General features: G+C 72.5%; 13 protein-coding genes. All 13 read left to right on the top strand.

Features of this window, described 5'->3' with window-relative positions:
• Positions 1-5: 5 nt before the first annotated feature.
• Genes ACFQZY_RS07985 through ACFQZY_RS07925 form a run of 13 tightly spaced genes read left to right on the top strand, consistent with a single transcriptional unit; the run spans position 6 to position 13,959 of the window.
• Positions 6-830 (top strand): aldolase/citrate lyase family protein, encoded by an 825-nt coding sequence (locus ACFQZY_RS07985; RefSeq protein WP_377414824.1) that lies wholly within the window; start codon positions 6-8, stop codon positions 828-830.
• Positions 827-1,381, top strand: a complete 555-nt coding sequence (locus ACFQZY_RS07980; RefSeq protein ID WP_377414821.1) for a sugar transferase — start codon at positions 827-829, stop codon at positions 1,379-1,381. Before ACFQZY_RS07985 ends, ACFQZY_RS07980 begins: the two co-directional genes overlap by 4 nt.
• A gap of 1 nt (position 1,382) precedes the next feature.
• A complete protein-coding gene (asnB, locus tag ACFQZY_RS07975; protein WP_377414818.1) occupies positions 1,383-3,164 on the top strand; it encodes an asparagine synthase (glutamine-hydrolyzing) in 1,782 nt (593 codons plus the stop codon).
• Between the two features lie 5 nt (positions 3,165-3,169).
• Complete coding sequence (locus ACFQZY_RS07970; protein WP_377414815.1) at positions 3,170-4,369, top strand: UDP-glycosyltransferase; 1,200 nt, start codon at positions 3,170-3,172, stop codon at positions 4,367-4,369.
• Positions 4,370-4,419: 50 nt separating this feature from the next.
• Positions 4,420-5,736, top strand: a complete 1,317-nt coding sequence (locus tag ACFQZY_RS07965; RefSeq protein ID WP_377414812.1) for an N-acetyl sugar amidotransferase — start codon at positions 4,420-4,422, stop codon at positions 5,734-5,736.
• A 14-nt stretch (positions 5,737-5,750) separates the two neighbouring features.
• Positions 5,751-6,518, top strand: coding sequence for an imidazole glycerol phosphate synthase subunit HisF (gene hisF / locus ACFQZY_RS07960; protein WP_377414809.1), 768 nt, complete (start codon positions 5,751-5,753; stop codon positions 6,516-6,518).
• Positions 6,515-7,153: an imidazole glycerol phosphate synthase subunit HisH gene (gene hisH / locus ACFQZY_RS07955; protein WP_377414806.1), complete on the top strand. Its 639-nt coding sequence runs from the start codon at positions 6,515-6,517 to the stop codon at positions 7,151-7,153. The genes hisF and hisH overlap by 4 nt, the downstream gene beginning before the upstream one ends.
• Complete coding sequence (locus ACFQZY_RS07950) at positions 7,150-7,857, top strand: acylneuraminate cytidylyltransferase family protein (protein ID WP_377414803.1); 708 nt, start codon at positions 7,150-7,152, stop codon at positions 7,855-7,857. The genes hisH and ACFQZY_RS07950 overlap by 4 nt, the downstream gene beginning before the upstream one ends.
• Entirely contained in the window at positions 7,850-8,881 is a 1,032-nt protein-coding gene (gene neuB / locus ACFQZY_RS07945) for an N-acetylneuraminate synthase (RefSeq protein WP_377414800.1), read from the top strand. The genes ACFQZY_RS07950 and neuB overlap by 8 nt, the downstream gene beginning before the upstream one ends.
• On the top strand, positions 8,878-10,020 hold the full coding sequence (neuC, locus tag ACFQZY_RS07940) for a UDP-N-acetylglucosamine 2-epimerase (protein ID WP_377414797.1): 1,143 nt from the start codon (positions 8,878-8,880) through the stop codon (positions 10,018-10,020). Before neuB ends, neuC begins: the two co-directional genes overlap by 4 nt.
• A 15-nt stretch (positions 10,021-10,035) precedes the next feature.
• Positions 10,036-10,656: an acetyltransferase gene (locus ACFQZY_RS07935; protein ID WP_377414794.1), complete on the top strand. Its 621-nt coding sequence runs from the start codon at positions 10,036-10,038 to the stop codon at positions 10,654-10,656.
• A complete protein-coding gene (locus ACFQZY_RS07930) occupies positions 10,653-12,167 on the top strand; it encodes an aminotransferase class I/II-fold pyridoxal phosphate-dependent enzyme (protein ID WP_377414792.1) in 1,515 nt (504 codons plus the stop codon). Before ACFQZY_RS07935 ends, ACFQZY_RS07930 begins: the two co-directional genes overlap by 4 nt.
• Positions 12,154-13,959: a polysaccharide biosynthesis protein gene (locus ACFQZY_RS07925; RefSeq protein WP_377414789.1), complete on the top strand. Its 1,806-nt coding sequence runs from the start codon at positions 12,154-12,156 to the stop codon at positions 13,957-13,959. The genes ACFQZY_RS07930 and ACFQZY_RS07925 overlap by 14 nt, the downstream gene beginning before the upstream one ends.
• The last annotated feature ends 27 nt before the right edge of the window (positions 13,960-13,986 follow it).

The raw sequence follows: 13,986 nt of genomic DNA, 5'->3' as shown, positions 1-13,986 counted from the left end.
GCGGGTTGCCCGACGCCGCCATGCTCGACCTGATCCAGATCACCAACGACCCCGCGCTCGCGCGCCGCTGCGACGCCCTCGACGGCATGCGCCTGTTCGTCGACCTCGAGCGCCTCGGCAAGGCCGAACGCCAGGCGGGGCGCAACACCTTCATCAGCACCCACACCCTCGAGGACGTGGGCCGCATCCGCGCCGCCGTGACGCGCTCGCGCCTGATGGTGCGCGTCAACCCGCTGAACGCGGACACGCCGGCCGAGGTCGATGGCGCCATCGCCCAGGGCGCCGACCTGCTGATGCTCCCGATCTTCCAGGACGCCGCCACCCTGCGCGAGTTCGTCCGCATCGTCGACGGCCGCCGCCCGGTCGTGCCGCTGGTGGAGACCGCCGGCGCGCTGGCCTCGGCCCCGGAGTGGATCGCCACGCCCGGCCTGTGGGAGGTCTATGTGGGCCTGAACGACCTGCACCTGTCCATGGGCCTGCGCTTCATGTTCGAGCCCCTGGCCTCGGGTCACCTCGACACCATCGCCGGCCTGGCCCGCGCCCAGGGCCTGCGCTTCGGCTTCGGCGGCATCGCCCGCCTCGACGAGGGCCTGCTGCCCGGGCGCGCCGTACTGGGCGAGCACCTGCGCCTGGGGTCGCAGGCCGTGATCCTCTCGCGCACCTTCCACCGCGAGGACAGCGACGCCGTCTTCGAGACCGAGGTTGCCGCCCTGCGCGAGGCCGAGCGCTCGCTGGCCGCCCGCGGCGCCGCCCAGATCGCGGCCGACGCCCAGGCCACCGCGGCCCGCATCCGCGAGATCGCCGCCGGCATCGCGGCCGCCGCGCGATGAAGCGGCTGCTGGACATCGCGCTGTCGCTGGCGGCGCTCGTGGCCCTCTCGCCCCTGCTCGTGGGCACTGCGATCGCGGTATGGCTGGAGGACGGCCGTCCCATCCTGTTCCGCCAGGTCCGCGTGGGCCGGGGCGGGCGTGAGTTCGGCATGTACAAGTTCCGCAGCATGGTGAAGAACGCGGCCGCCATCGGCCCGTACCACACCAGCGCCAACGACCCGCGCATCACGCGCACCGGCCGCTTCATCCGACGCACCAGCCTCGACGAGCTGCCGCAGCTGCTGAATGTGCTGGCCGGCGACATGAGCCTGGTCGGCCCGCGGCCCGACGTGCCCGCGCAGCGCGCCCTCTACACCGAGGCCGACTGGGCCGCCCGCTGCAGCGTGCGTCCCGGCGTGACCGGCCTGGCCCAGGCCCTGCTGCGCTCGGAGGCCACCGAGGCCCAGCGCCTGGCGCTGGACCTGCAGTACGTGCGCGAGCACTCGGTCCTGATGGACCTCAAGATCATGCTGTGGACAGCGGGCCGCCTGACGGGCAAGGGGAGCAACTGATATGTGCGGCATCTTCGGCTACTGGGACCGCCGCTCGCAGGCGCTGGACGCGGCCACGCTGACCGCCATGGCCCGCAGCATCGTGCACCGCGGCCCGGACGACGAGGGCGTGTGGCACCAGCCGCAGCGCGGCGTGGCGGTGGGCAACCGGCGCCTGTCCATCATCGACCTGGCCGGCGGCCACCAGCCCTTCGTCTCGGATGACGGCCGCATCGCCGTCGTCCAGAACGGCGAGATCTTCAACCACGTCGAGCTGGCCGCCGAACTGCGCGCCCAGGGCGTGCGCCTGGACACGCACTCCGACACCGAGGTGATCCTGCGGCTGTACGAGCGCGAGGGCATCGCCTGCCTGAAGCGCCTGAACGGCATGTTCGCCATCGCCATCGACGACGCGCGCGAGGATGCCATGTACCTCGCGCGCGACCGCATCGGCGTCAAGCCGCTGTACCTGCACGACGACGGCGCGCGCGTGGCCTTCGGCTCCGAGATCAAGGCCCTGCTGCCGGCGATGGCCCGGCCCCAGGTCGACCTGGAGGCGGTGCACCACTACCTGGCCTTCAACTACATCCCCGCGCCCTGGACCATCTGGCAGGGCGTGAAGCACGTGATGCCGGGCACCTGGATGAAGTTCACCCGCGCCGGCGTGCAGGCGCAGCGCTGGTGGAACCTCGCCGACCAGCGCGAGCAGGACCACGATTTCGGCGCCTGGTCCGAGGAGTTCCTCTCCATCCTCGACGACGCCACCCGCATCCGCCTGCGCGCCGACGTGCCCTGGGGCGCCTTCCTCTCCGGCGGCGTGGACTCCAGCACCATCGTGGCCCTGATGGCGCGCCATGTGCAGCAGCCGGTCAAGACCTTCTGCATCGGCTTCGCCGACCCGCGCTTCGACGAGTCGCCCTTCGCCGCCGATGCCGCCAGGCGCTTCGGCTGCGACCACACCATGGAGATCGCCGAGCTGAACATGCTCGATCGCTGGCCCCTGGTGCTGCACCACCTGGACCAGCCGCATGGCGACGCCTCCTTCATGCCCACGCTGCGCGTGAGCGAGCTGGCCGCGAAGCACGTGAAGGTGGTCCTCACCGGCGACGGCGGCGACGAGCTCTTCGCCGGCTACGAGAAGTACGAGGCCTTCTTCGCCCAGCCCGGCGTCGACGCCCTGGACGACGCCAGCTTCCGCCAGCGCTATTTCGACTCCATCTCGCTGTTCACGCCGCAGGCCCGCGCCGCGCTGTACCGCCCCGAGGTGGCCGCGCAGCTGGCCGGCATCGACAGCCTGGAGGCCGCGGCCCGCCCCTGGTTCGACGAGGCCGCCCACTTCGACCGCATCAACCAGGCCCTGTACCTGGACATGCAGCTGCTGCTCTCGGGCAACAACCTGGTCAAGCCGGACCGCATGGGCATGGCCGTCTCCATCGAGGCGCGCACCCCGTTCCTGGACTGGCGGATGATGGAGCTGGCCTTCCGCTCCCGCGGCCGCACCAAGCTCTCTGCCGAGGGCGACAAGAAGCACTGGTACAAGAAGGCCGTCACCCCGCTCATTGGCCAGGACCTGGCCTACCGCAAGAAGCAGATGTTCACCGTGCCGGTGGGCGAGTGGTTCCGCAAGGAAAGCTACGACTGGCTGCAGCGCACGCTGGCGGGCAGCGACCTGGTGGCGCGCCTGTTCCGCCCCGAGGCCGTGGCCTCGATGCTGGAGCGGCACCGCGACGGCGCCGCCAACTTCACCCGCGAGCTGCGCGCCGTGGTGGCCCTGGCGCTGTGGGCCGACCAGGCGGGGGCCTGAGCGGCATGAAGAAGGTGCTGTTCGCCTGCTACGGCAGCGGCCACGTGAAGATGGTCGTGCCGGTGGCGCGCGCCCTGCGTGACCAGGGCCTGGCCGAGGTCCAGGTGCTGGGCCTGACCACCGCCGCCGGCGTGATCCGCGAGGCGGGCCTGCCTCTGCTGCAGGTGAAGGATTTCGTGCGCCCCGGCGACGAGCGCGCCCTGGAACACGGCCGGCGCCTGTGCGCTGCGATGGGTCAGGTGGCCGACCCCGACGAGACCGCCGCCTACCTGGGCCTGTCGTATGCCGAGCTCGAGGACGCGGTCGGCGCCGAGGAAGCCGCCCGCCGCTACGCCCGCGACGGCCGCCAGGCCTTCCTGCCCCTGAAGCTGCTGGAACGCATCGTCGGCGAGGTCCGGCCCGACGTGGTCTTCGCCACCAACTCGCCCCGCGCCGAGCGCGCCGCCATCGCCGCCGCCGGCACCCTGGGCATCCCCTCGGTGTGCCTGGTGGACCTGTTCGCCGTCGACGAGGTGCGCTGGATCGGCCAGCCCGGGTATGCCGACGCCGTCTGCGTGCTCAATGAGGAAGTGCGCCGCTTCCTGGTGGCCGCCGGCCGCCGGCCCGAGGAGATCCGCGTCACCGGCAACCCCGCCTTCGACCGCCTGAACGATGCGGCCCAGGTCCAGGCCGGCGCCGAGCTTCGCCGCGCCCAGGGCTGGGAGGGCCGCCGCGTGGTGCTGTGGCCCGAGCAGGCCGAGCCTGCGCTGCACCCGTTCGACGGCCGCCCTGGCGACCCCACGCTGCCCGATCGCGCCCGCGAGGCGCTGCTCGATTGGGTGGCCCTGAACCCCGACGCCGTGCTGTGCGTGCGCCCCCGCGCCGGCGACGCGCCGCCGCCGCTGCCCGACTCGCCCCAGGTCCGCCTGACCGGGCAGGACTGGCCGCTGGCGCCCCTGCTGCATGCGGTGGACGCGGTGGTCACGCTCACGTCCACCGTCGGCCTGGAAGGCCACCTGGCCGGCGCCCGGCTGGTGCAGGTGAGCGGCTCGGTCTTCGACGAGGCCATGCCCCTGGGCCGCTTCGGCATCGCCGACCAGGTGGCGCCGGTGGAGGGCCTCGTCCAGGCCGTGGACCGCTGCACCCGCCTGGGCCGGCGCGAGGCCGCGGCCGGCGACGCCTGCGCCACCCGGCGCGTGGCCGGGGTCGTGGCCGAATTTCTATAATCCCGGGGTTGCGCCCCAGCCGCGGGCGCCCCCTTTCTTTTCCTCCTCCCATGTCGCTCATTCCCCAACCCGCGAAGGTCGACCTCGCCGCGTTCGACAAGTCCGAAGACGATGCGGACATCAAGTACGGCCTGCCCCGGTACGTGCATTTCTGCAAGCGCTGCGTGATCTCCAACCAGCGCCCGAACTCGGCGGTGGAATACGAGCACACCAAGGCGAGCAAGAAGGCCACCATCAACTTCGACGAAGAAGGCATCTGCGATGCCTGCCGCTTCGCCGAGCAGAAGCAGGGCACCATCAACTGGAAGGAGCGCGAGGACCAGCTCGCCGCGCTGTGCGACAAGTTCCGCAGCAAGAGCGGCTACGACTGCCTGGTCCCCGGCTCGGGCGGCAAGGACAGCTTCTACGCCTCGCACGTCCTCAAGACCCGCTTCGGCATGCACCCGCTGACGGTGACCTGGGCGCCCCACATCTACACGCCCTGGGGCTGGAAGAACTTCCAGTCCTGGCTGCACGCCGGCTTCGACAACGAGCTGACCACGCCCAACGGCCGGGTGCACCGCCTGCTCACGCGCCTGGCGGTGGAGAACCTGTTCCACCCGTTCCAGCCCTTCATCTTCGGCCAGAAGTCGCTGGCGCCCAAGATGGCGCTGCTGCACGACATCCCCTTTGTCATCTACGGCGAGAACGAGGCCGAGTACGGCAACCCGATCGGCGACACCACCAGCGCCAAGCGTGACTGGTCGTACTTCACCGCCAACGACAAGTCCAAGATCTTCCTGGGCGGCACCTCGGTCAAGAGCCTGTACGAGGACTACGGCCTCGAGGAGCAGGACCTGCTGCCCTACCTGCCGGCCAACCCCGCCGAGATCGAGCGCAAGAACGTCGAGGTGCACTACCTGGGCTACTACCTGAAGTGGCACCCGCAAAGCTGCTACTACTACGCGGTGGAACACGGCGGCTTCGAGGCCTCGCCGGAGCGCACGCCGGGCACGTACAGCAAGTACAACAGCATCGACGACCGCATCGACGACTTCCACTACTACACCACGTTCACCAAGTTCGGCATCGGCCGGGCCACGTATGACGCGGCGCAGGAGATCCGCTCCGGCGACATCACCCGTGACGAGGGCGTGGCCCTGGTGCGCCGCTACGACGGCGAATTCCCCGAGCGCTTCGCCGAGGAAATCTTCCAGTACCTGAGCATCCCGGCCAAGGAATTCCCGCAGGCCACCAAGATGTTCGAGCAGCCGATCATGGACCGCGACTACTTCATGCGCCTGGCCGACACCTTCCGCTCGCCCCACCTGTGGACGCGCGAAGGCGGCGAGTGGAAGCTGCGTTCCACCGTCTGGCAGCAAGGCTGAAGGGCGCGCACGGCATGCGGCACGCCCGGATCATCGCGAGGCTGGACATCAAGGGTCCGAACCTGATCAAGGGGATCCACCTCGAAGGCCTGCGCGTGGTCGGCGACCCGCACGAGCACGCCCTGCGCTACTACCGCGAGGGCGCCGACGAACTCCTGTTCATCGACATCGTCGCCAGCCTCTACCAGCGCAACAACCTCACCGACATCATCAAGCGCGCGGCCAACCAGGTCTACGTGCCCATCACGGTCGGCGGCGGCATCCGCTCGCTGGACAACGTGAGCACCCTGATGCATTCGGGCGCCGACAAGGTGGCGATCAACACCGCCGCCATTGCCCGCCCCGGGCTGATCACCGAGGTCGCCAACCGCTACGGCGCGCAGTGCATGGTGCTGGGCGTCGAAGCCAAGCGCCAGGGCGAGGGCCGCTGGGAGGCCTACACCGACAACGGCCGCGAGCGCACCGGCAAGGACGTGGTGCAGTGGGTCAAGGAGGCCGTGGACCGCGGCGCCGGCGAGATCCTGCTCACCTCGGTGGACCAGGAAGGCACGCGCAAGGGCTTCGACATCCCGCTGGTGCAGCAGGTCTGCGACGCGGTGAACGTGCCGGTGACCGCCAGCGGCGGCTTCGGCCAGGCCGCGGACATGGCGGCCATCGCGCCCACCGGCGTCTCCGGCATCGCGGTGGCCGACGCCCTGCACTGGACGCGCATGACCCTGGCCGAGATCAAGCAGCACGCGCGCGCCGCGGGGCTGGACGTGCGCGAAGGAACGCCGGAATGAGTACGCCCGTCACGCTGATCGACTATGGCATCGGCAACCTGCTGAACACGGTTCGCGCCCTCGAGCATTGCGGCGCCGCGGTGAAGGTGATCGACAAGGCGAGCGCCGACGATGCGAACGCCGAGCGCCTGATCCTCCCCGGCGTCGGCGCCTTCGGCGACGGCATGCGCGAGCTGAAGGCCCGCGGCTTCGACGATCTCGTCAGTCGCTTCGCCCAGACCGGCCGGCCCTTCCTGGGCATCTGCGTCGGCATGCAGATGATGTTCGACGCCAGCGAGGAGATGGGCGAGCATGCCGGCCTCGGCCTGGTGGCGGGCCGCGTGCTGGCCGTGCCGGCCACCGGCGCCGACGGCGCGCCGCACCGCGTGCCCCACATCGGCTGGCGGCCGCTGCAGGCCGCGGGCGAGTGGCAGGGCACCATCCTGGCCGACGCCACGCCTGGCGAGCGCGTGTACTTCGTGCACTCCTTCTCCGGCCACCCGGTCGACGAGGCCGTGCGCCTGGCGGATGTCGACTACGACGGTCGCCGCATCTGCGCCGCGATCCACCGCGACAACCTCTATGGTTGCCAGTTCCACCCCGAGCGCAGCGCGGATGCGGGCCTTCGCATGCTGCGGCGCTTCCTCGCGCTGTGACCGGCGTCACCATCGCCACGGTCTGCGCCCGCGGCGGCAGCAAGGGCCTTCCCGGCAAGAACATCCGTGACTTCGCAGGCCAGCCGCTGATTGCCCGCTCCATCACCCAGGCCCTGGCCTGCCCGGGCATCGCCGGCGTCTACGTCTCCACCGACGACGAGGCCATCGCCGATGCAGCCCGCGCCGCCGGCGCGATCGTCCCCTACCGGCGTCCCGCCGAACTCGCCACCGACGAGGCGGGCAAGCTGCCCGTCATCGAGCACCTGGTGCGCCACCTCGAGGCCCAGGGCCAGGTGATCGACACCGTGGTCGACCTGCAGCCGACCTCGCCGCTGCGCGAGGCCTCGGACATCGCCGCGGCGCTGGCCCTGAAGGACCGCGCCCCGCTGGTGGTCAGCGTCTGCGAGGCCCGCGACAACCCCTACTTCAACCTCGTCGAGCAGCAGGCCGATGGCCTGGTCACGCTGAGCAAGGGCGCGGGCGGCGCGCGCCGCCAGGACATGCCGGCGGTGTACGCCCTCAACGGCGCGATCTACGTCTGGCAGCGCGCCGCGCTGGCCCAGGCGGCGGTGCGCGGCCTGTGGAGCGTGCCGATCGCGCCCTACGTGATGCCGCGCTGGAAGTCGGTGGACGTGGACGACCTCGAGGATTTCGAATACGCCCAGTGGCTCCATGCGCGCCACGCCGGAGGATCCCGTGACTGATCGCACCTTCGTCATCGCCGAGGCCGGCGTCAACCACAACGGCGACCTGTCCCTGGCCCTGCGCCTGTGCGACGCCGCCCGCGCCGCCGGCGCCGACGCGGTGAAGTTCCAGACCTTCCGCGCCCGGGACCTGGTGGTCCCCGGCGCGCCCACTGCCCAGTACCAGCAGAGGCAGACCGGGGCGCAGGACCAGTACGCCATGCTCGAGGCGCTGGAGCTGTCCGAGGACCAGCACCGCGCCATCAAGGCCCACTGCGACGCCATCGGCATCGAGTTCTTCTCCACCCCGTTCTCGGTGGACGCGGTGGACCTGCTGGTGCGCCTGGGCGTGCGCCGCCTCAAGCTGTCCTCCGGCGAGCTGACGCACCGCGCGCTCGTCGAGCACGCCGCCCGCACCGGCCTGCCGCTGCTGCTGTCCACCGGCATGGCCACGATGGACGAGATCCGCGAGGCGCTGGACTGGGTGCGCGCGGTGCGCGGCGACCTGGGCGAGGTCACGGTGTTCCACTGCACCTCGGCCTACCCGGCGCCCGACGAGGCCCTGAACCTCGCCGCCATCCCGCGGATGCAGCAGGACCTGGGCGTCACCCTCGGCTACTCCGACCACAGCGAAGGCATCGAGGCCGCGCTGGCCGCCGTGGCCCTGGGCGCGGCCGTCATCGAGAAGCACATCACCCTGGACCGCACGCTGCCTGGCCCCGACCATGCGGCCTCGCTGGAGCCCGGCCCCTTCGGCCAGATGGTGGCCGGCATCCGCCGCGTCGCCGCCATGCGCGGCGTGGCGGTGAAGGAGCCCACCGCCGCCGAGCGCGACACGGCCCGCGTCGCCCGCCGCAGCGTGGCCGCGGCCCGCGACATCCCGGCCGGCGCGCAGATCACCGCCGACATGCTGGTCTGCCGCCGCCCCGCCACCGGCATCGCGCCGCGCGACCTCGGCCTGGTGGTCGGCGCCGTCGCGCGCGAGGCCATCCCGGCGATGACGGTGCTGCAGTGGGCGCAGCTCGAACGCGGGGACGGGGCGTGACCTCCCCGATGCGGCGCGTCGTCTACCTCTCCGGCACGCGGGCCGACTTCGGCCTCATGCGCGCCACGCTGGCGCGCGTCGCCGCCACGCCGGGCCTGTCGCTGCAGGTGCTGGTCACCGGCATGCACCTGAGCCCCGAGCATGGCCGCACCGTCGACGAGATCCGCGCCGCCGGCTTCGCCATCGCCGGCGAGATCCCGCTGGACATGCGCACCCGCACCGGCGAGAGCATGTCCCTGGGCATTGCCGACTGCCTCAAGGGCGTGACCGGACACCTGGCCCGCCTGAAGCCCGACCTGCTGCTGCTCCTGGGCGACCGCGGCGAGATGCTGGCCGGCGCCATCGCCGCCCTGCACCTGGGCATCCCCTGCGTGCACCTGCACGGCGGCGAGCGCTCCGGCACGGTGGACGAGCCGGTGCGCCACGCGATCAGCAAGCTCGCCACGCACCACTTCGTCGCCACCCCCGGCTCGCGCGAACGCCTGATCGCCATGGGCGAGGACCCGGCCCGGATCCACGTCACCGGCGCGCCGGGGCTGGACGGCCTGCGCGAGCTCGGCGCCATGCCGCGCGCCGACTGCCTGCAGGCGCTGGGCCTGGCGGCCGATGCCCGCTTCATCCTGGTCGCCTTCCACCCCGTGGTGCAGCAGGCGGCCGATGCCCAGCGCCAGGCCGCGGCCCTGGCCGGCGCGCTTGCCGCGACCGGGCTGCCCCTGGTCTGGCTGGAGCCCAATGCCGACGCCGGCGCGCTGGGCGTGCTCGCGGCCCTGGACGCCGCCACGCTGCCGGCCGGCTCGCGCCGCGTCACCCACCTGCCGCGTCCGCTGTTCGTGGCCGCCATGGCCCACTGCGAGCTGCTGGCGGGCAATTCCTCGGCCGGCATCATCGAGGCCGCCACCTTCGGCACGCCGGTGCTGAACGTGGGCGACCGCCAGCGCCTGCGCGAGCGCGCGCCCAACGTGGTCGACGCCGCGGCGCAGCCCGCCGCGCTGGCCGAAGGCCTGGCCCGCGTGCGGGCCCTGGGCCGGGGCGCATGGGACAATCCCTACGGGGACGGGCAGGCCGCCGCGCGCATCGCGGGCCTGCTGGCCAGCCTGCCGCTGGACCCGGCCCTGCTCGAAAAGACCAATACCTACTAGCGAGAGAAAGACGCCGTGCCGAGCCTGCTGATCCTGGGCGCCGGCGGCCACGCCCGCGTGGTCGCCGATGCGGCGCTGCGCCAGGCCGCCTGGCCCGGCGTCGCCGCCAGCGACCGCGACCCGGCCCGCGCCGGCGGCGAGCTGCTGCCCGGCGTGCCGCTGGTGGCGCGCGAGCCGGCCCTGGCGTCCGCCGGTCCCGGCGGCCCGGTGCACGTGGCCATCGGCGACAACGCCGCCCGACGCCGCGAGGGCGAGGCCGCGGGCCTGGCCCGCCTCGCCAGCGTCGTCCACCCGCAGGCCAGCGTCTCGCCCCATGCCGAGATCGGCCCCGGCTGCTTCGTCGCCGCGCAGGCGGTGGTCGCGCCGCTGGCGCGCCTGGCGGCCGGCGTCATCGTCAACCACGGCGCCGTCGTCGACCACGACGTGCGCGTCGGCGCCTTCACCCACATCGCCCCCGGCGCCAGCCTCGCCGGCGCGGTGACGGTGGGCGAGGGCGTGCTGGTGGGCGCTGGCGCCCGCCTGCTGCCCGGCGTGGCGGTGTGCGATGGCGCCACCGTCGGCGCCGGCGCGGTCGTCACCCAAGACATCACGGAGGCCGGCACCTGGGTCGGCGTTCCCGCCCGGAGGATTCCATGACCGCCGACCAGTTCGCGGCGCTGTGCGTGCCGCCCACCCTGAGCGTGCGCGACGCGCTGGCCCGCCTCGATGCCACCGCCTGCGGCGTGCTGCTCGTGCTGCGCGACGACGGCACGCTGCTGCGCACCGTCACCGACGGCGACCTGCGCCGCGCCGCCCTGGCCCATGTGGCCGAGACCGCGCCGCTGTCCCAGCTGCCCGCCGGCACCCCCATCACCCTCGACGCCGAGGCCGGCACCGCCGCCGCCCTCGCGCTCCTGGACAAGCACCAGATCGACCATGTCCCCGTGGTCGACGCCGCCGGCCGCCCGGTGGACCTGGTGATGCGCCGCGAGCTCTCGCAGCGCGTGTGGCTCTCCTCGCCGCACCTGGGCGAGGAGGAGACCGCCTTCGTCGAGGAGGCCTTCCGCACCAACTGGATCGCGCCGCTGGGCCCGCACGTGGACGGCTTCGAGCGCGAGATCGCCGCCTACCTCGGCGGCGGCCATGCCGCGGCCGTGAGCTCGGGCACCGCCGCCCTCCACCTGGGCCTGGTGCTGCTCGGCGTGAAGCCCGGCGACACCGTGTTCTGCTCCTCGCTGACCTTCGTCGCCAGCGCCAACCCGATCCTGTACTGCGGCGCGAAGCCGGTCTTCATCGACTCCGAGCCGCAGACCTGGAACATGTCGCCCGCGGCGCTGGAGCGCGCCTTCGAATGGGCGAAGGCCGAGGGCCGGCTGCCCAAGGCGGTGGTCATCGTGAACCTGTACGGCCAGAGCGCGGACATGGACGCCCTGATGCCGATCTGCGACCGCTACGGCGTGCCCGTGCTGGAAGACGCCGCCGAGTCCCTGGGCGCGACCTACCAGGGCCGCCCCAGCGGCACCTTCGGGCGCATCGGCGTCTTCTCGTTCAACGGCAACAAGATCATCACCACCTCGGGCGGCGGCATGCTGGTGTCGGCCGACGCCGGCCTGATGGCCCATGCCCGCAAGCTCGCCACGCAGGCGCGCGAGCCCGCCGCCCACTACGAGCATGTGGAGATGGGCTTCAACTACCGAATGAGCAACGTGCTCGCCGGCATCGGCCGGGGCCAGCTCCAGGTGCTGGACCAGCGCGTGGACCAGCGCCGCCACGTCTTCGACACCTACCGCGCGGCGCTGGCCGACCACCCCGAGGTGCAGTGGATGCCCGAGCCGCAGGGGCACCGCGCCACCCGCTGGCTCACCTGCTTCGCCCTGGCCGGCGCCGGCGCCCAGGCCCGCCGCGACCGCCTGCTGCGGGCGCTGGAGCGCCACGCGATCGAGGCCCGCCCGGTGTGGAAGCCGATGCACCTGCAGCCCCTGTTCGCGGGCGCGCCGTACTTCCCCCATGCCGAAGGCGACGATGTCTCGGCCCGCCTGTTCGACAGCGGCCTGTGCCTGCCTTCCGGCTCCAACATGACCGACGCGCAGATCGAGCGCGTCATCGGCCACCTGCGCCGCCTGCTGGCGCAGGACGCGGCCGCCCTGGAGACCCATGCTGTTTCGTAAGCACACGCTCGCCGTCCTGGCGACCGACCTGCTGCTGGTGGGGGTGGCCTGGCTGGCCGCCTTCTGGCTGCGCTTCAACTTCGAGGTTCCCGCCGAGTTCGAGTCGCTGGCGGTGGCGGCCGCGCCCCTGCCGCTGGCCCTGTACGCCGGCGCCCTGGTGTTCTTCCACGTGCACCGGCAGGTGTGGCGCTTCGCCGGCCTGCGCGAGCTGCAGCAGCTGGCCCAGGCCGTGGTGGTGGGCGGCGTGGTGACGGCGGCCGCGGTGCTGATGCTGCGCCTGCCGAATTTCCCGCGCTCGGTGCTGCTGCTGCAGCCCCTGGTGGCCCTGCTGCTCATGGCCGGCGCGCGCGCCGTCTGGCGCTCGCGCCAGGAGCGCCGGTACCACAGCACCGGCGGGCGCCGGCTGCTGATCGTGGGCTCGCTGGACGACGCCGCCGAGGCCCTGCGCGCGCTGCGCGGCTCGCAGCAGTGGGAGCCGGTGGGCATCGCCTCGCCGGACCCCGCCGAGGTCGGCCGCACGCTGCAGGACCTGCGCGTGCTCGGCACCCTGGGGGAGCTCGCCGAGATCTGCGCCGACGAGGGCGCCAGCACCGCCCTGGTGGCCAGCCCGCCCGGCTCGCCGGCGCGGCGCGACGCGCTGCTCGGGGTCAACATGGCCCGCCTGACCCTGCTCACGCTGCCGCGCCCGGACCAGTGGCTCGCCGCCGACGGCAATGCGCCGCGCAAGATCGAGCTGGAGGACCTGCTCGGGCGCGACCCCGTGCAGCTGGACGTGCAGGGCCTGTCCGAGATGATCTCCGGCCAGACCGTGCTGGTCACCGGCGCGGGCGGCTCCATCGGCTCCGAGCTGTGCCGCCAGATCGCCCGCCTGGGCGCGGCCAAGCTGGTGTGCGTGGACGTCTCCGAGTACGCCATCTACGCCCTGGAGCAGGAGCTGCGCGGTGCGCACCCGCAGATGCGGGGCGCCTACTACACCGCCAACGTGCGCGAGGCCGCGCGCCTGCGCGCCATCGTGCAGGCGAACGAGCCCACGGTGATGTTCCATGCCGCCGCCTACAAGCACGTGCCGCTGATGGAGCAGCTCAATGAAGTCGAGGCCCTGCGCACCAACGTGCTGGGCACGCTCAACGCGGCGCGCGTGGCGGGCGAGTGCGGCGTGCGCCGCTTCGTCATGATCTCCACCGACAAGGCGGTCAACCCGACCAACATCATGGGCGCGAGCAAGCGCCTCGCGGAGCTCGTGGTGCAGGGCGTCGCCGCGCAGTACACCGGCACGCAGTACGTCTCGGTGCGCTTCGGCAACGTGCTGGGCTCCAGCGGCTCGGTGGTGCCCCTGTTCACCGCGCAGATCGCCAAGGGTGGCCCGGTCACGGTGACGCACCCGGACATCGTGCGCTACTTCATGACCATCCCCGAGGCGGCGCAGCTGGTGCTGCAGGCGGGGCTGATGGGGCAGTCGGGTCAGATCTTCGTGCTGGACATGGGCGAGCCGGTGAAGATCGCCGAACTCGCGCGCATGCTGATTCGCCTGTCCGGCCACACCGAGGACGAGATCCCCATCACCTACAGCGGCCTGCGCCCGGGCGAGAAGCTGTACGAGGAGCTGCTCGCCGACGACGAGACCACCGTGCCCACGCCGCATCCCAAGCTGCGGGTGGCCCGCGCCTCGGGCCTGCAGACGCTGGACCTGGCGCAGGTGGAGCGCTGGGTCGAGGAGGCCGGCCCGGCGCCGACCGAGGCGCACATCCGCGCCTGGCTGCGGGGGTATGTGCCGGAGTACCAGGCGCGGTAGGCGCGCTCAGCCTCTCAGCCCGGCGTG

The sequence above is a fragment of the Ramlibacter sp. GCM10027632 genome, from assembly GCF_042675325.1.
Taxonomy (GTDB): domain Bacteria; phylum Pseudomonadota; class Gammaproteobacteria; order Burkholderiales; family Burkholderiaceae_C; genus Ramlibacter.
This window is presented reverse-complemented; position numbering and strand designations above follow the sequence as displayed.